The organism is Erythrobacter sp. KY5, assembly GCF_003264115.1.
GTDB lineage: Bacteria > Pseudomonadota > Alphaproteobacteria > Sphingomonadales > Sphingomonadaceae > Erythrobacter.
Genome location: NZ_CP021912.1, coordinates 3031088 through 3048823, shown reverse-complemented (window position 1 = coordinate 3048823; position 17736 = coordinate 3031088). Strand labels below are relative to the sequence as shown.

Sequence of the window (17736 nt, the reverse complement as noted above, 5' to 3'; positions counted from 1 at the left end):
GTAAGGAAAGGCCAGCCATTATACGGGCTGGCTGCATTTCGGGCGGCAACAGGGGTTAAAAAGCGAAGCACTGATGAACCCAAAAGCGTTCGCTCCCTGGCAGCCGCATCTGGCGCTTGCGATTACCGGACACCGTCCCGACAACGCTTCACTCGAAGCGAATGAGGCGGAGGTAAGGGCCGTCCTGTCAGACCTGTTCGACCGGTTTGATCGCCTGCGCCGCGCGGATGCTGATCTGGTTCGCCCAGTCCGGTTGCACTGCCTGCTTGCAGGCGGCGTCGATCAGGTCGCAGCCCATCTCGCGCTTGAGCGTGACTGGTCGCTGATTGCACCGCTGCCATTTGGCGCAGAGCTGAACCTTGCGATCAATGCGGGCGCATCAAGTGCCAGTGATGTGCGAGCTCTCGCACGAGGCGAACGGCCCGGCGATCCCGAAGTCGAACGCCGCGCCGCCGCAATTCGCGGTCTGATGGACCGGGCGCATGTCTTCCAGATTGCGGATCGCGATGAGGAGATACGCGCGGTCTTCGAGCAAACTCTCGATGAACCTGCCAACAAAAGTGCGGCGCATCGTTTTGCCGCTCTTGCGTCAGACAATGTTGCCCTCGCGGGCCGTGTGATGATCGAGCGATGCGATCTTTTGATCGCGGTCTGGGATGGCAAGATGACCGATTTGCCCGGTGGCACGGGTCATACGGTCCTGCACGCGCTGGAACAGGGAACGCCTGTTCTCGTGATAGACCCTGCGATGCCGCAAGGCTGGTCGATCCTCGTTCGGCCTGAGGAACTGGGGCATCGCAAGCAGGGCGACGGCAATCCCGACGGTGATCGGCTCGATACTCTTGTCCGCACATCGCTGGGGCTTGATGGTGACAGCATGGACCCGCTCGACCGCGAAAAGTGGCGCCCAAAGGCTGGCTTTTTCTTCGGGTTTTATCGCCGCATCGAAGCGTTTTTTGGGGGGCGATCGGTCAAGTCCGGCACCACGAAAGCCGCTTACGAATCTCCTGAAGACATTGCGAACGGTTCAGCCGCATCAGTCGTCGACGCGGCGCAGGAATTGCTGGGTGCGGACAAGCATTTGCACAGCCGTATCCGTGACAGCCTGTTGCCCATGTTCGCATGGGCCGATGCAGTGTCGAGCCGTTTATCCGATGCCTATCGCAGCGGAATGTCGCTCAACTTCATCCTCTCGGCCCTGGCGATCATTGCCGGAATTGCCTACCTGCCGTTCGATCTGGCGAAGTATAAATGGATATTCGCTTCGATCGAGCTGGCGCTGCTCGTTCTTATCCTTTCGATCACTTATGCCGGGGCGCGCAGGGCATGGCATCGTCGCTGGTTCGAGACACGGCGCGTCGCTGAGTATCTGCGCTTTGCACCCGGCATCCTGATGATGGGGGTGTCTCGCCCAATTGCGCGCTGGCCACGGGCAGAGACGGCGCAATGGCCCGAGCGATATGTCCGCGATGCCTTGCGCGATGCTGGCCTGCCAGAAGCGCGCGTCGATCGCGCTTATCTTCGCCGCGTCCTCTCGAACGTCGTGCTTCCCCACGTTCGGGGGCAGCGCCAATACCATGCAGCCAAGGCCGAGCAGCTGCACCGTGTGCACCACCGGATCGACAAGACCGCTGAATGGGGATTTCTCGCCGCCGTGGTGTCGGTTTCGATCTACCTGCTGATTGAGCTTGGCGCGCTTGCCGGCGTCTTGCCTGCTGGCTGGCCCTACGCGACGGCGAAGCTTTTCACCTTCCTCGGAGTGGCCTTTCCAACCATTGGCGCAAACCTTGCGGGCATCCGTTACTTTGGCGACTTTGAGCGGTTTTCATCGATCTCTCGCGTAACGGTCGCAAAACTGGCCGATGTCGAGGAGAGGATCGTCCTGCTTTTGAGCGGCGACGAGCAGCGCCTCACCTATCACGTCGCCTCTGATCTTGTCCGCGCGATCGACGATATCGTGGTAGAGGAAATCGAGAGCTGGCAGGCTGTCTACGGAGCCAAGCATCTCGCCCTTCCCGCATAATCGCAGCATTTCAGCGAATACTTCGATATCAGCCACTAAAGCGCGGTGGCAATAAAACCTGACTGTCTCTGGTAAGTATAAGTCAGCCGAATTCACTTCAGATAAGTCTATTGAGTGAACTCCCCTAACTCGTAATTAACCATTCTGCCCTAGCCCTGTAATCGAGGCGCGTGGCGTTTGGCCATCGCGAAAACGGGGACTCATTATGCAGGTATCAAGGAGTCCGTTTCTGCACACGGATGTGCGCGGTGAGAAGCTTCCGCCGACAATTGGAGGTTTTGTTGCTGACGGTTTTGAACCCGTCGCTCACGCTTTTGAAGCTTCGATCATTTCCGGAAGTGCTCTGGGTGCTGCCTGCACGATTATGCACCGCGGTGAAGCTGTGGTCGATCTGCATGGCGGCTGGAACAGCGCCAAACGAAACAAGGCATGGGCCAGCGATACGATCGCATTGGTCTACTCGTTGACTAAGGGGCTCACCGGCATGGCTGCCGCTGTTGCCGCATCGCGGGGCCTGTTCTCTTATGACGAGCGTGTCGCGGATATCTGGCCCGAATTCGCCGCCCACGGCAAAGGCGATGTAACGGTTGGCGAGGCCTTGTCCGAGCAGGCCGGGCTTGCAGCAATAGATTACAAGCTCGCAGTCGACAGGCTCGGCGATGAAGAGGCGATCTGCGCCGCGATTGCGCGGCAGAAGCCCAACTGGGCGCCAGGCGACTATTCCGGAAACCATGCTTACACACTAGGCTGGATCGCGAGCGAGATCATTCATCGTCGCGATCCTCAAGGCCGCCGACTGCCCGAGTTTTTCAATGAAGAGATCGGCGCCCCCCTTGGTGCGGATGTTTTTGTGGGCCTGCCTGAAGGCTTCGATCAGAGGCGCATTGCCCGGATCGAAGGGTTCGGAATGCAGGACCTCTTCATTCACCACACAACGATGCCATGGCCGCTCACCTTCAAGATGTGCGTGCCGGGAACGCTGGCCTTTCGCACGCTGAACAATCCGCTCGTGCTCGAAGGTCCGGGTGCATTGGATAACGAGGAATTCTGGCGCGTCGGACAGGGAGCTGCTGGCGGAATGGCGTCGGCGCGCGGGCTGGCGCGGCTCTACGATGCCTTTGCGCAGGGCGGGGCGTCGCTGGGCGTGACGTCTGAAGTCATGGCGACGCTCAAGCAAGGTCACCCCTATCCGCGCAAGGGTCTCAAGGATCAGATCCTGACCGCCGACATGTATTATTCCTACGGCTTTGAAAAACCGTTCAGCCAGTGGGAGTTCGCCCGAACGCGCAGCGCCTTTGGCAGTTTCGCTGTCGGGGGCTCGCTCGCCTTCTGCGACCCCGAAGACGGCGTTTCTTACGCCTGGATCACCAACCAGCTTGGCACCGGCAAGTGGGATGATCCGCGCGAAAAGCTCGTGCGCGATGCCTTCTATTCCTGTCTGGAGAACCAAAAATGAGCGTTCGTTACGTCGTTCTCTCTGACATCCATCTGGGTGCACGAGACAGCCTGCTCACTCACATCGATGGTGCAGGAGCAATCGCGGACGGACCTTCAGAAGTTCTGCGCGCCTTCACCGCAGCCATAGGAGAGACCATGGGGGGCGTGAAGCCGCAGCTGGTCCTCCTCGGCGATGCTCTCGATCTGGGGCTTTCGCCATTCGGGGATGTGTCGAAAAGCTTCCTGCAATTGCTCGACGCCTTCTTTCCTAAGGAAGGGCCCGAGCTCTTCCAGCGCGAGATTATCTACATCGCAGGCAATCACGATCACCACTTGTGGCGCATGGCGCAGGATCATGGCTTCGTCACCGCGCTTCAGAGCGGCGAGTTGCCGGGCGATCTTGAGGCAGTGACGGCTGTTTTCGGCACGCCGCGCCATCGTTGCCGCTTGATGGAATCGCTCATCGCGCATCGCCCGCATCTGACCGGAGCTTCGGTGCGAATTGCCTATCCAAACTGGGGTATCTCCGATCGCGAGAGCGGACGGGCTGTCGTTATGCATCACGGTCATTACCTCGATGGCATGTACCGCTCGCTTTCGAATGTGCGCGGGTTTCTCGAAGACAGCGATCCGCGCCCCTCGACCATGCGCCAGCTTGAGCAAGAAAACGGCCCGTGGATCGACTTCCTCTGGTCTGACCTTGGAAGCGCCGGCGATGTCGGCGGGGAAGTTGGCTCTCTTTACGAAACGATGCTCAGCGCTGGCGCGAGCCACGATTTCGCAGAAGGTCTCGCGCGCCGGATCACTGGCGGCCTTCATACCAAGATGGGCATCAATCCCAAGATGCCGCTGAAATACGGGGTCACGCTCGATAACCTTATCCGCGCAGGCATCGACATCACAGCGGGCCGCACCGCAGAGCGTCAGCGCGATGGCTACGGTCATGTGCTCGGGGCAGACGAGATCGATGATCTTGGCTGGTACATCGGCACTCCGCTTGCAAGAGCGATGGATGACGAGCTGGCAGAGCGCCCGCGCGAGCTTTCCTTCATCTTCGGGCATACTCACAAGCCGTTCCAGGACGAGCTTAAGGTCGATGGCTTCGGCCTGCCGGTTGCCGTCTTCAACACCGGAGGATGGGTGCTCGACGAGCCGACGCTGATGCCGGTGCAGGGCTGTGCTGCGATGCTGGTGTCCGACACTCTGGAAGTCGCTTCCCTGCGTCTCTTCAACGATCCCACCGACGGCACCATCGCCCCGGTCCGGGTCGAGGGAAGCGGGCGCGTCAGTCGTTTGGTCGAGGAAGCATCGCAGGCGGTCGATCGCGCCTCTGCAAGCTGGGCGGATTTCTCGCGCCTGGTCCACGCCCGCATCATCGAGGAGGCGGACAAACGCACCCGCGAGTTGCTCGAACGCTCCAACACTCAGCTGCGGGAGGCGGCAGAATGACCCAGGCAATCCCATCATACGGCCAGAAACGCATCGCAAAACCGCTTGCTGAGGCCAGAGTGCATTACACCGTGCTCGTCGTCGGCTCGGGCTATGGAGCAGGGGTCGCGGCATCGCGTTTGGCGCGAGCGGGCAAAGACGTGTGCGTGCTTGAGCGGGGCAAGGAGATACTTCCCGGCGCATACCCCAACAAGCTCGCAGACGCGCAGGGCGCGGTGCAGTTCAACGCCAAGGGTGGGCGCATCGGTGCGCCGGACGCCTTGTTCGAAGTGCATGTGAACGATGACCAGTACGCGCTAGTCGGTTGCGGCCTTGGGGGCACTTCGCTGATCAACGCAAATGTCTCGCTCGAACTCGACAAGCGCCTACTCGACCAGGCCCATTGGCCTGCAGCTTTCCGCGAAAACCCTCATGCGATCGACGCCTATTACGAGCGTGCGCGAGAGATGCTTTCGCCCAATCCCTATCCCGATACCTATCCCGCGCTCGGCAAGCTCGATGCGCTGGAGCATTCGGCCAAGGTGATGGGCAAACGGTTCTACAAGACGCCGATCAACGTCACATTCGAGGACAAGACCAACAAGTTCGGCGTGCCTCAGCCTGCCTGCACCAATTGCGGCGATTGCACCTCGGGCTGCAATGTCGGGGCAAAGAACACGACCCTGATGAATTACCTGCCCGATGCGGCAAATCACGGCGCGGAGATTTTCACGCAGGCCAAGGTGCTTTGGATCGAGCGCGACGGCGAACAATGGCGCGTCCATGTCGAGCACAACGCAGAAGGATCCGCCGGCGAGGCAACGACAATCACCGCCGACCACGTCGTACTGGGCGCAGGCGCTATCGGGTCGACCGAAATCCTGCTGCGCTCGCGCGAAAAGGGGCTTTCGCTGTCGAACCGTTTGGGCAAGCGCTTCTCCGGCAACGGCGATGCGCTCGGGTTTGCTTATGACAGCTACTACAAGACAGAAAAGGAAGGCGACGTCGTCATGCCTCAGCCGATCTACGCGCTGGGCGTCGGCACGAATGATGTAAGCGAGGAAGCCTATCCCGGCCCCTGCATCACCGGCATCATCGACATGCGCGATGCAGAGGACGTCACTCAAGGCCTGGTGATTGAGGAGGGCGCAGCTCCCGGTATCATCGCAGCCGCGCTCGGCCCTGCGTTCTTCTTCGGCGAGGCCCTGGCCGACGGGTTCACACGCTTCGGTTTCGATCAGGTGAAACCGCGACTGCTCGACGCAAAAGCAATGGGCGAGGCGGTGCAGACAGATCCGGGCAGCATCGCCGACTGGGCTTACAAGGGGCCGATGTCGCGAACGCAAACCTATCTCGTGATGAGCGTCGACGATTCTGGCGGATCGCTTGCCCTTGAGGACGACCGCATCACGATAAACTGGGCGCATGCCGGCGAGCAAAAGACCTTCCGCCACGACGATGACAAAATGCGCGAGGCGGCAGAAGCGATCGAGGCGCAGTACTTCACCGACCCGCTTTGGTCAGACAAGCTTGGCCGCAAGCTCATAACCGTGCACCCGATCGGCGGGTGCGGCATGGGCGACGATGCCAGCAGCGGCGTCGTCGATGACAGCTGCCGCGTTTATGCCGGTTCGGAGGGGACCGACGTTCACCACGGACTCTATGTCTGCGATGGAGCAGCGCTTCCGGGCGCTGTAGGCGTCAATCCGCTGCTGACGATCACCGCCGTGGCAGAGCGCGCGGTGGAGAAGATGGCTCAGCGTGAGGGGTGGACAATCGATTACGCGCTCGGTGAGGAGTCCGAACTTCCGCCGCCGGTCATTGAAGAGGTGGAACCGGGCGAGAGCAAGCCGATGCCTCATCACGACCACCTCAAGCTCGGGATCGCGAAATGGGTCGCGGGTCACGCAATCGGGCCTGTAGCCGACGCTGTCGCCAAGGCTGGCAAGCACTTCGAAGAGGGCGCAATCGAGGAGGGCAAAGCCGCGATCCGGAACCTGGTGAAGGAGCACCCGGAAGCGATGAGCCCGGGGCTATCCTTTACCGAGACTATGGCGGGACATATCAGCGCCACAGGCTGCCATCATCGCCCCTGCGGACATGCAGAACGCATTCGGGACGACTATGCCAATGGCGCGGCGTGGGGTGAAGCCGAGGGTGGGGAGTGCAGTTTCAAGCTGACTGTCACCACCCAGAACCTGCACCGCATGATCGAGGAGCGCGAGCACCGCTCGGCAATCACCGGAGAAGTCCTGGTGAGCGCCATCGCTCCTGAACCTATGCCGGTGCGCGAAGGAACCTTCCGCCTGCTCGTCGCAGACCCCGACAAGGCCGAGAGCTGGAAGATGCTCTACGACATGGTGCTTGATGGACCGCAGGGTCCTGTCCATTTCCACGGGTTCAAGACGCTGGAGCAGCGCGGCGCGGGGAGCGGAAAGTCCGACCCCTGGACCGATCTCACCACCTTGTTCGTGACCCTGAGACATGGCGAGGACGAAAGCGGGGAGCTGATCGGGCGCGGCGTGCTCAAGCTGGGCATTGACGAATTCATGCGTCAGCTGACCACTATCACCGTGCACGATGCCGATACGCTGGTCGGGCATATCGTCGGCCTGATCCCGCGCGCGAAGAAAGCGATCGAGACCTACTTCCAGGCCAAATATGCCGGGTTTTTCGCAATGACCGTGTTCCGCGCGTATGGCGGAATGCTGGCGACGCTGAACGACTTCGCCAAGGCAGACGCCGCAGAGCTCAAGCTGCGCGATCTTCGCTTGCCGAGTGCCGAACGCCATATCGTGCCTACGCAAGACGGCGTGAATATTGGGCTCACCCGATATCGCGGCGGTTCGCGCGGGCCGATTGTGCTTGCTCCGGGTTTTTCGGTGCGTGCGTCTAGCTTTGCGACACCGACGGTCGATGAAAACCTCAGTGAAAGCCTTGTGGCGCAAGGATATGACGTCTGGCTGTTCGACTACCGCGCGAGCGAGGATGCGGGCAACGATACTGAGCATCCACCCGAGTTCAACATCGATGACATTGCGCGATACGACTGGCCAGCTGCCATCGCGATAATCCGTGAAGTCACTGGCGCGCACAGCGTTCAGGCACTGGCTCATTGCGTCGGGTCGATGAGCCTCCTCATGGGTATTGGTGCCGGCTGGGTCAGCCATGTGCGATCGGTCATCAGTTCGCAGCTGACGCTGCACCCTGTAACCGACTGGCTCAATTACATGAAGGCCGATCTGGGTATCGCTGGCGTGCTGGGCGAAATCTCTTTGCTCGACGGGCATATGGATTTCGTGAGCCAGGGGACGGAGGCCGACTACGAGATCGACGCGGTCGCTTACCAGATACCCGTGCCGGAGGGGCAGGAGTGCAAGAACCCGACCTGTCGGCGCGTCTTCGGCACTTTCGGTCCAAGCTGGGATCACCGTCAGCTGGGTCATGATACCCATCTGGCGCTAGGCAGCATGTTCAGCCGCGTGTCGCTCTCTCCCTTCAAGCATCTGGGCGAAATCATGCACAAGGGGCTGGCGGTGAACGCCGATGGCAAAGCGATCTACACCGACGAGGACGCCGCGCGGCGTCTTGCGCTGCCGATTACCTTCCTGTCAGGTGCAACCAACCAGATATTCTATCCGGAGAGCGGGCAGCGCACGCGCGTCTGGCTGTCAGAGCACAATGGCCGCGACCTTTATCGCCAGCGAATTGTGCCGGATTACGGGCATATGGACCTCTTCATCGGCCGCAATGCAAGCCGTGAGGTCATGCCGCTCTTGCTCGAAGAGCTGGAACGGCTCGACCGGATGACCGGGTGGGATGATCGAACTGGCGAAGCGCGCAGGATCGCTTGATTACTGCGCGCTCTCCCGCATGAAGACATATACTGGTCCCAGGTCGGCTTCCTGTGTCGTTCCGCGGAAGTAAACCTCAAGCTCCGCGTCGAGCGGCTCGAGCGTTTCGTCATTTTTGCCTCAGCGATCTGTGGCGAGGTTACAAATGCGAGGCCCATGAGAGCCGCCAGAACTCGGCCCGGTGCGCCTGTTCGTGAGGCTCCCGTGTCCTCGACACTTTACACATCCTTCCGTCAAAGTTGATAACGTTACCAACAAAAAATGCAAAAATTTGCATGTGTATGCGCGGGTTAAAACTGGTTGGGTCTATGCCGCCTTGGCCGGACAGTAACGAGACAGGTATTCGCCATGTCCCGGCATATGCTGGACGAGGAAACGGATCGATTGCTCCATCTCGTCGATCTCCTTGCGGGTCGAGACCGGATCGAGCGAGTCGGCCATCGCATTGTGGCCGTGCATCGCGATGCCCTGTCCCATCATCACCGCTGCCCAGCTTGTTTCGGTGAACAGTTCATCTTCTTCGCGGAAGATCTGGCCGTTCGCCTTGAACAATTCGACCTTCTCGGTGAGCGTTTCGGGCACGTCCATGGTTCGCACATAGTTCCAGAAACCAGAATCGTCGCGGCTGGTCGCGTTATAGTGAAGGATGAGGAAGTCGCGAATGCGCGCATACTCACGGCCTGTGAGCCGGTTGAACGTGTCCTCCTGCGTTTGCGTCACTCCGTCGAGCGAAAGCAGCGACAGGAGCTTGTCGACCCCGGTGTTGATGAGGTGGATCGACGTTGATTCGAGCGGCTCCATGAAGCCAGCTGAAAGACCAAGCGCAACGACGTTTTTGTTCCAGAACTTCTTGCGGCGCCCAGTTGTGAAGCGCAGGAAATTGGGGTCCGCCTGAGGTTTGCCCGCGATGTTGCCGAGCAGGATGTCGAGCGCTTCCTGGTCTTCCATGAAGTCGCTGCAATAGACATGGCCATTGCCATTGCGGTGCTGCAGCGGGACCTGCCATTGCCAGCCCGCGCTGTGTGCGGTTGCCTTTGTAAAGGGCGGGGGAGGGCTGCCATCATCGCGTCCGCAAGGCAGTGCGACGGCGCGATTGCATGGGAGCCAATGGGTCCAGTCCTCATATCCGGTCTTGAGCGCCTGCTCGATCAACAGCCCGCGAAAGCCTGAGCAATCGATGAAGAGGTCGCCTTCAAGCGAGCGCCCATCGTCGAGCGTGAGGCCGGTGACAAAGCCGGTTTCTCCATCGAGGGAGACGTCGCTGACCTTACCCTCGTGCCGGATAACGCCTCGCCTTTCGGCATATTGGCGAAGAAAAGCGGCGTATTTCCCGGCATCGAGGTGGTAAGCGTAGTTGATCGGCGGCAGGTCGTCGCGCTGCTTCTGATAGTCCTCGCTGCGCATGAACTTTCCGAAGTAAGCGGCCATGGTTTCAACATTGAAGACCTGGATCGGACGATTGTCGCCTTCCTCGGCGAATTTGTGCCAGACATGATGGAAGGAGATGCCTCCCATCGTGTACCCATAGGCGCCGAACGGGTGGATGTAGCTGTCACCGCGCTTGCCCCAGTTTTCGAACTGGATCCCCAGTTTGAATGTGCCCTGCACGTTGGACAGCAGTTCGCTTTCCGGAATGCCGAGCAGATCATTGAAGCCCACAAAAGGGGGAATCGTTGCCTCGCCCACACCGACTGTGCCGATTTGCTCTGACTCGATCAGGCTTATGTCCAGCTTCCTGCCGGACTTAAGCCGCGACAGGGCCGCTGCGGCCATCCAGCCAGCGGTCCCTCCGCCGACGATCACGATGTGTTGAATTGTCATGTATTCCTCTATCCCCGACCGGCAGCGTAACAGACACGCCGCACCCGTGCCAAATTCTATTCTGTGGCATGGAGGCCACAGCAATTGTGAACGATTTATTGCAGCTCTTGTGAACGCTAACAAAATAAGGTAGCCATCTGTCAATCGAATTGTCGGCACAAAGCCCGCATGCGATTTTTCGGAGGGGATACCTAGAAATGAACACCGGTCGAATTGCGCCCAAAGGGCGTCTTTTTGCATTGAGCACCGCATCCGGCCTCGCCATTTCGATGGCCGCTGCCATGCCGGCATATGCGCAAGACAATGACGCTGATGAGGATGAGCAGATCGCGTCCGACGTGGCGGACACCGAAAACCTGATCATCGTTTCAGGCTTCCGTGCCTCGCTCGAAAACGCACAGAACATCAAGCGCGATTCGGACACTTTCGTCGATGCTGTCACGGCGGAAGACATCGGTGCTCTGCCTGACCGGTCGGTTGCAGAAACGCTTCAGCGTATCCCGGGCGTCACGATCGGCCGTTTTGAAAAGACCACCGATCCTGACCGTTTCTCGGTGGAGGGCACCGGCGTCATCATTCGTGGTCTTCCCTTTGCGCGTTCGGAGTTGAATGGCCGCGACATTTTCTCGGCGACTGGCGGGCGCGAGTTGAACTTCAACGATGTCTCACCCGAGCTTCTCGGTCGCGTCGAGGTGTTCAAGAATGTCACCGCTGACATGATCGAAGGCGGGCCGTCGGGTACGGTCAATCTCGTTACCCGAAAGCCGCTCGACGCCAGCGGGTTGAGGATCGCGGGCACCATTGGCGCGAACTACGGTGATCTTCGTGAAGAATGGTCGCCTGAATTCTCGGTTCTGGGCTCGAACACGTTTGAAACCGGCGCCGGCACCTTTGGCATCCAGGCTTCCTACGCCTATTCCGAGCTCAAAAGCCGCACCGACGCTTCGCAAGTCACCGACCCTTGCTATCGCGACGCCTCGCTGAGCGGACCGTGCATCCGTCCGCTGTCGGTCGGGTCGGGCGGCTTCGTTGGCGATCCCAACTTCGATCCGTCGAATTTCCCGCCGGCTGGCTCCGTCCTTGTGCCGAAAGGTGCCGGTCTGCGCACGACCGATCTGGATCGTACGCGTGAAGCGTTCTCGGGCATTCTTCAGTATGAAGACCCCACTGGCGATTTCGTTGTTACAGTCGAATATTTGCGCGCGGATGCAACATTCCAGACTGAAGAATTTGCGCTTCTCGCCCGAGTCGATGACGAGGGTCTTTTCCCTGAGCCGCTGAATGGCACCTCGTTCCAGTACGACGCGAACGGCATCTTTCAGAGCGGTATTCTGAGCCAGCGTCAGGGTGATGCCTATGCCAACCCGTTCGGTCGAGGTGGTCTACCACTGGACTCGCTGCGCTTCGAGCGTGCGCTCGACACGAGGACCGAGGACATCTCGCTCGACGTAAAGTGGAACATCACCGATCGCTTCCGCATCAACTTCGAAGCGCAACGGATCACTTCTGATCTGGAACGCAATTCGGTGTTCGGCGCGATGTCGACGTGGGCCGATATTGCTCTCGACCTCACAGGTTCGGTGCCATCGGTTCAGTTCCTCGCTCCGCAGGGCGCTCCTGCGGATTACTTTACCTCGGGTCTCAACACCTATTACTGGTTCGCTCTCGACAGCCGCGAGCTCAACGAAGGCGATCTCGACAGCCTTCGCTTCGACGCAGAGTACGACATCAGCGACGACGGCTTCTTTAAGGCGGCGCGCTTCGGTGCCCGCTGGGCCGAGCGTGATCGCACGACCCGCAACACCAATTTCAGCACCTGGGGCAATCTTTCGGCGCCTTGGGCCGGCCGCGCGGGCTGTCTGCCGTGGGGCGAAGGCCCGGGTTGTGGTGCAAGCGGGCCTGGCCCGTTTGGGAACGGCTTTATTCCGGGTCGTTTCTTCACTGGTCTTCCCGGCCAGGAATTTGCGATTGCTGGCGGTGCCTATGTTGACGAGTTCCCCGCCTTCTCGAACTACCGAAACCCATTTGGCGACAATTTCCAGCGCGGCAACGCGCCGCTGCCGATCGAGAACGGTGCGGCCTTCTTCTTTGGCGGCGATGATTTTCTTGGCGAATATCTGAGCGGCCTGACAGACACGCAGGTCGAGGAAGTTCAGCAGTTCAGCCAATCGCCTGAGCGCTTCAATTATGGCGTGAACAACCGTTTCCGTCCTGATGAAGTGACCGGCGAGATCCTGCCTTGCGACATTGAAGGCGTGTTCTGCCCGGGCGAAGTATCGGTCGTGACCGAAGTGACCAAGGCCGCCTATGGCCGCGTCGATTACGGTATGGACTTCGACAATGGCTGGGAACTTTCCGGCAACATCGGACTGCGCTATGTCGAGACCGAGATTTCGACTATCGGTCGCATCGGCTTCCCCGATCCGGGCCGATTTGACACTCCTGTGATCGAAAACGGCGTCGTCGTAGGCGGGGGCAATGGCGACGGTGTCGTCCAGCCTTCCGAAGTGACCGCCGGGTGCAACACGGGCGGCGCAGCGCCGATCAGCCTGGCGGGAATCTGCCAGCTCTCTCCGGAGCGCGTGGCTGAATTTGCCGCAGCGTTCACCGGGGAAGTGCTGATTGACGATCGCGACATCACTTTCGATCACTGGCTGCCGAGCTTCAACGCGCGTCTAGATGTAGGTGATGGCCTGCTGTTCCGTGCCGCGGCCTCGAAGAACATCTCGCGTCCGGATCTGCAGCTGTTCCGCGCCGGGGGCGGCATAGGGGACAACACCGTGGCGCTTGCCAATGCCGGCAGCGGCGCCCTTGCCAGCGGGCCACTGTTCACGCTCAGCACCGGAAACCGCAATTTGCTGCCGGTTGAGGTGTGGAATTACGACCTTTCGGTTGAGTGGTACTTTGCCGAAGTCGGCCAGCTGACTTTCTCGGTCTTTGCCAAGGATGTCAGCGGGTTCATCGACACCGGGTTCTCGCGGGTCGATTATCCGGGTTCTGCCGTTACGGTCGACGTGGCTGTTCAAGGGCCGGTCAACTCGCAGGACGGCACGCTGAAGGGCTTCGAAATCACGCACCAGCAGGTCTACGACTTCCTGCCCGGACCGCTTGGAAACATCGGTACCGCATTCACCTACACCTATGTGGATGGCAGCGATTTTTCGAACCCGGATCTGGCACAGTTCGGCCAACCCTCGGTAACGTCAACGACGGGTGATCTGGGCGGTGGCGCGTTCGTTGGTCAGCAACCGCTCGCCGGCATTTCGAAGAACTCGTTCAACGCTACGGTGTTCTATGAGGACAGCAAGTTCTCGGCTCGCGCCGCTTACAACTGGCGATCGGCCTTTCTTATCACACCACGCGACGACATCTTCCCGTTCTCGCCGATCTGGCAGGAATCGACGGGCCAGCTCGACGCGTCCATCTTCTACTCGGTTACGGACCAGCTGAAGATCGGCGTGCAAGGTGTGAACCTGCTCGACGAGGTGACGGAGACCAGTCAGGTCGTCGATTTCGACGGCACACGCATCACGCGTTCGGCGTTCCGCAACGACCGTCGCTTCACGTTCCTTGCCCGCTTCGACTTCTAGGGGATTTGTCGAAGCTTCCGAATGCTCGCTTGAGTATCTCGGGTGAGGGTAAGAGGGGGCTTTGCTTGAGGGGGCAAAGTCCCCTCTTCTTGCTCGGGCGCTGGACGCATTGGAATTCGCACGCAGGGGAATGACATGAAGCGAATGGGACGAAGGAGCGCTGCCGTAGTTTTGGCCGGCTTGCTTACAGCTTGCGCAGCATCGGATGCGTCGCAAGGCGACGCGACACAGACCGTGGTCGCACCGCTCGAAGGGGCGGGCTGGGAGCTGGTTTGGTCGGACGAATTCGATGGCGACGGCCTCGACCGCACCAACTGGACACCGGAACAATCGTGCTGGGGCGGCGGCAATGATGAGCGGCAATGCTACACCGACCGGCCAGAGAACATCGCGGTCGAGGATGGCGTTCTCCTGCTTAAAGCGCGCAAGGAGACCTTCACCGGACCTGATCGTCCGCCTGAAATTGCCGCAGACCCCAATCCGCAAGTTACGCAAGGATACACGTCGGGCAAGGTTCGCACGCGCGGCCTTCACGCGTGGCGCTATGGCCGGATCGAAGCGCGGGCGAAGGTTCCGGGCGGGCAGGGCATGTGGCCAGCCGTCTGGATGATGCCGGCCGACGATCACTATGGTCGTTGGCCACTATCGGGCGAGATCGACATTCTTGAAGCTGTCAATATTGGCGCAGATTGTGACGAATGTGACGGCGATGTCGGCGAGAACCGCACTGTCAGCGCGCTTCATTTCGGCGATCTTCCCCCGAACAACCGCTATGTCGACAGCAAGACGGCGCTTCCCGATAACTCGCTGCCCTCCGACGGCTTTCATGTCTATGCGGTGGAGTGGGGCGAGGGGATCATACGCTTCCTCGTGAACGATCGGGTGCATGCCGTCTTCACGCCAGAGGATTGGGATACAGGTTCGCCGAAGGCCGAAGGCAATGCCAACGCTCCCTTTGACCAGCCGATGTATGTTATGGCCAATCTGGCAGTAGGCGGGCGATGGCCTGAACGCGACAACGAAAAGGGGCTTGCACCTGAAAGCGTTCCGGCTCAATTCGAGGTCGACTGGATCAGAGTTTACCAATGCGGGAGCGACCCGGGGACGGGGCGCGCCTGCATTAAATAGGCGAAGCTAAGGACGGGCATCGCAATGGGCAGAGGCCACAAATCGGTCACCATCCGCGAGGTTGCGGAGGATGCAGGCGTGTCCCTGCAAACGGTGAGCCGTGTCATAAACGATGGGCCCAATGTGCGCCCGCAAATGCGCGACAAGGTGCAGGCATCGATTGATCGGCTGGGTTATGTGCCTTCGCTTGCCGCGCAGCGCATGAGCGGTTCGCGCTCCTACATCATCCTTGCCATCAACGACCGCGAACGCACTCTTGCCGACTGGCGCGAGCGGCAAGGGACCGACTGGGTCGACCAGATGCTTCTGGGCGGTATCCTCACATGCTCAAAACATGGCTACCGGATGATGGTCGAACTGGTCGATACGCACGCCGACCATGTCGAGCGCGAGCTTGCAGCCACCATCGCGGCCTTGCAGCCGGACGGTGTCATCCTGACCCCGCCGCACTCGGAAAACCCGCTTATAACCACGTTGCTGGAAAAACGCGGCGTGCCGTTTGCTCGCATCGGCTCGAACCGCGAGGAACCCGGCATCCCGATGACGATGGGTGATGAGGGAGCGGCTTACACCTCGACCAAGCGCCTGATCGAATTGGGGCACAAGCGCATCGGCATAATCGCAGGTCCGCGCGAATACAGCCTGTCTGGCTGGCGCGTCGCGGGTTGGGAACGCGCGATGAGCGAGCATGGGCTCGATATTCATGGCCTCAACGAGCGCGGAGATTTCAGCTACGAGTCCGGCACGCAGGCCGCGCGCGCCTTGCTCGACCGCAATCCGCAAATGACCGCGATCATCGGCAGCAACGACCAGATGACCCTTGCCGCGCTAGAAGTGGTACGTGATCGCGGAATGCATGTGCCGCGCGACATCTCTCTGATCTCGTTCGACAACACGCCGATTGTCAGGTTTTCGCAGCCGCCACTCACAGCCGTCGATCAGCCCATTGCCGAAACCGTTTCGCTTGCTGTCGAGAAGCTCATCACGCTGAAAGGGCAAGATCACAAGGGCGGTGTGATCGACGTCAAAGCCTCCTTGGTCGAGCGCGCTTCCACAGGTCCTGCTCCAAGGTCAGCTTGAGCACGTCTCAACCCACTGCAGAACGCCAGCCGCTCTGGTTCCTGGCTCTCTTTGCGCTTGCGGCAGGCGGCGGCTCGATCGCTTATGTGCCGCTTCTGACGGTTTTGCTTCCGCTCAAGATCACCGAGCTGACAGGTTCGGAGGACGTCCCCGCGCTTGCGCAGGTGACCTTCTACGGCGCCGTCATGGCGAGTGTAGCGAACATCGCCATCGGCATGCTCAGCGATCGCAGCGGCTCGCGCCTTCCGTGGATCCTCGCAGGCCTCATTGGGTCAAGCGCGCTCCTGATTGCGATAGATCAGGCAAGCAGTCTGAGCGAACTCATCATCTTCACGATGCTCTGGCAGGTCGCGTTGAATATGATGCTCTCGCCGCTTTTCGCGTGGGCAGGCGACTGTTTTCCTGACGAGCAGAAAGGCTCGCTTGGCGGAGCGCTCTCCCTCGCGCCTGCTTTGGGAGCCATTGCCGGATCGTTTGTCACTTTCGAGATGTTAGTGCCTACGGGCTTGCGGCTGGAAGTGGTGGCGCTGCTGGTCGTCTTGCTGATGAGCCCGGTGATTGTTCTTGGCCGGGGCAGAGTTCGCCCCCAACTGATGCAGCCACGTCGCGAGGAGGTGGAAACGGTGCGCGAGCTTAGTGACCGTTCTACCGTCGCGCGCATGTGGCTGGCCCGGTTCCTGATCCAAATTTCAGAGGCGGGCCTGTTTGCTTTCCTCCTGTTCTGGCTTCGCTCGATTGTTGAAGGCTTCAACGAAAACACCGCCGCCAATATTTTCAGCATGGTGCTGGTTATGTCGGTCCCGCTTGCACTTGCCGCAGGACGTTGGTCGGACCGCGAAGGCCGACCGATCTTGCCATTGAGCTTTTGCGCGGTCCTTGCTGCGCTCGGGCTTGGAACGATGGCGGTTGCAACGGGTCTTGAACTTGCGATCGCGGGTTATGTGGTGTTCGGGATCGGCGCCTCGATCTTCCTGTCGCTCCACACAGCGCAAACTTTGCGTGTCTTGCCGCAGCCTCGTCATCGTGGACGCGACATGGGGATATTCAATCTCACCAATACCGTCCCCTCCATCGTTATGCCATGGCTGACGCTGACGCTTGTACCAAGCTTTGGTTTTGCTGCGCTTTTCGGGCTGTTCGCGGGATTCGCGCTGCTTGCCGCCGCACTGCTCGCTGCGCTTCGTGTGCGTCGATAGTGGCTAGATACTTGCATTTCGGAGGCCGAGATGTAGTATCTTGATAACGTTCTCAACGAGCGCAGAATCATTGAGCCTTTGGGAGGGGCTTGCCTTACAATGCGACTGAATTTCCGTCTGGCGTTGGTCAACGCCGTTAGCCTTGGTGCCTTGTCTGCATGTGGCGAAGGCAGCCTTCA

Annotated in this window: 9 protein-coding genes; 8 read left to right on the top strand and 1 reads right to left on the bottom strand. The window is 60.0% G+C overall.

The window, feature by feature from the left end; all coding sequences use genetic code 11:
• Positions 1-73 precede the first annotated feature (73 nt).
• The 4 genes from CD351_RS14330 to CD351_RS14315 all read left to right on the top strand — a co-directional run bounded on the left by CD351_RS14330 (position 74) and on the right by CD351_RS14315 (position 8742).
• Entirely contained in the window at positions 74-2023 is a 1950-nt protein-coding gene (locus CD351_RS14330) for a hypothetical protein (RefSeq protein ID WP_111993268.1), read from the top strand.
• Between the two features lie 205 nt (positions 2024-2228).
• Entirely contained in the window at positions 2229-3479 is a 1251-nt protein-coding gene (locus CD351_RS14325) for a serine hydrolase (RefSeq protein ID WP_111993267.1), read from the top strand.
• On the top strand, positions 3476-4909 hold the full coding sequence (locus tag CD351_RS14320; protein ID WP_111993266.1) for a metallophosphoesterase: 1434 nt from the start codon (positions 3476-3478) through the stop codon (positions 4907-4909). The genes CD351_RS14325 and CD351_RS14320 overlap by 4 nt, the downstream gene beginning before the upstream one ends.
• A complete protein-coding gene (locus CD351_RS14315; protein WP_111993265.1) occupies positions 4906-8742 on the top strand; it encodes a GMC family oxidoreductase N-terminal domain-containing protein in 3837 nt (1278 codons plus the stop codon). The genes CD351_RS14320 and CD351_RS14315 overlap by 4 nt, the downstream gene beginning before the upstream one ends.
• Before the next feature lie 306 nt (positions 8743-9048).
• Here the strand turns inward: CD351_RS14315 and CD351_RS14310 are convergent, their stop codons facing one another.
• Positions 9049-10563, bottom strand: a complete 1515-nt coding sequence (locus CD351_RS14310; RefSeq protein WP_111993264.1) for a tryptophan halogenase family protein — start codon at positions 10561-10563, stop codon at positions 9049-9051.
• A 239-nt stretch (positions 10564-10802) separates the two neighbouring features.
• Between CD351_RS14310 and CD351_RS14305 the strand changes: the two genes are divergently transcribed.
• The 4 genes from CD351_RS14305 to CD351_RS14290 all read left to right on the top strand — a co-directional run bounded on the left by CD351_RS14305 (position 10803) and on the right by CD351_RS14290 (position 17557).
• Complete coding sequence (locus CD351_RS14305; RefSeq protein WP_234027151.1) at positions 10803-14153, top strand: TonB-dependent receptor; 3351 nt, start codon at positions 10803-10805, stop codon at positions 14151-14153.
• Between the two features lie 171 nt (positions 14154-14324).
• Positions 14325-15281 carry a family 16 glycosylhydrolase gene (locus CD351_RS14300; RefSeq protein ID WP_234027150.1) on the top strand — a complete coding sequence of 319 codons (957 nt, stop codon included), beginning with the start codon at positions 14325-14327 and terminating at the stop codon, positions 15279-15281.
• A gap of 24 nt (positions 15282-15305) precedes the next feature.
• Complete coding sequence (locus CD351_RS14295) at positions 15306-16361, top strand: LacI family DNA-binding transcriptional regulator (RefSeq protein ID WP_111993261.1); 1056 nt, start codon at positions 15306-15308, stop codon at positions 16359-16361.
• The gene (locus CD351_RS14290) at positions 16358-17557 is read left to right on the top strand and encodes an MFS transporter (protein WP_111993260.1); all 1200 of its coding nucleotides are present in this window, start codon (positions 16358-16360) and stop codon (positions 17555-17557) included. Before CD351_RS14295 ends, CD351_RS14290 begins: the two co-directional genes overlap by 4 nt.
• The last annotated feature ends 179 nt before the right edge of the window (positions 17558-17736 follow it).

Coding starts and splice junctions, on each gene's coding strand:
- CD351_RS14330 (WP_111993268.1), top strand. CDS start 74: ATGAACCCAAAAGCGTTCGCTCCCTGGCAGCCGCATCTGGCGCTTGCG.
- CD351_RS14295 (WP_111993261.1), top strand. CDS start 15,306: ATGGGCAGAGGCCACAAATCGGTCACCATCCGCGAGGTTGCGGAGGAT.
- CD351_RS14315 (WP_111993265.1), top strand. CDS start 4,906: ATGACCCAGGCAATCCCATCATACGGCCAGAAACGCATCGCAAAACCG.
- CD351_RS14320 (WP_111993266.1), top strand. CDS start 3,476: ATGAGCGTTCGTTACGTCGTTCTCTCTGACATCCATCTGGGTGCACGA.
- CD351_RS14310 (WP_111993264.1), bottom strand. CDS start 10,563: ATGACAATTCAACACATCGTGATCGTCGGCGGAGGGACCGCTGGCTGG.
- CD351_RS14325 (WP_111993267.1), top strand. CDS start 2,229: ATGCAGGTATCAAGGAGTCCGTTTCTGCACACGGATGTGCGCGGTGAG.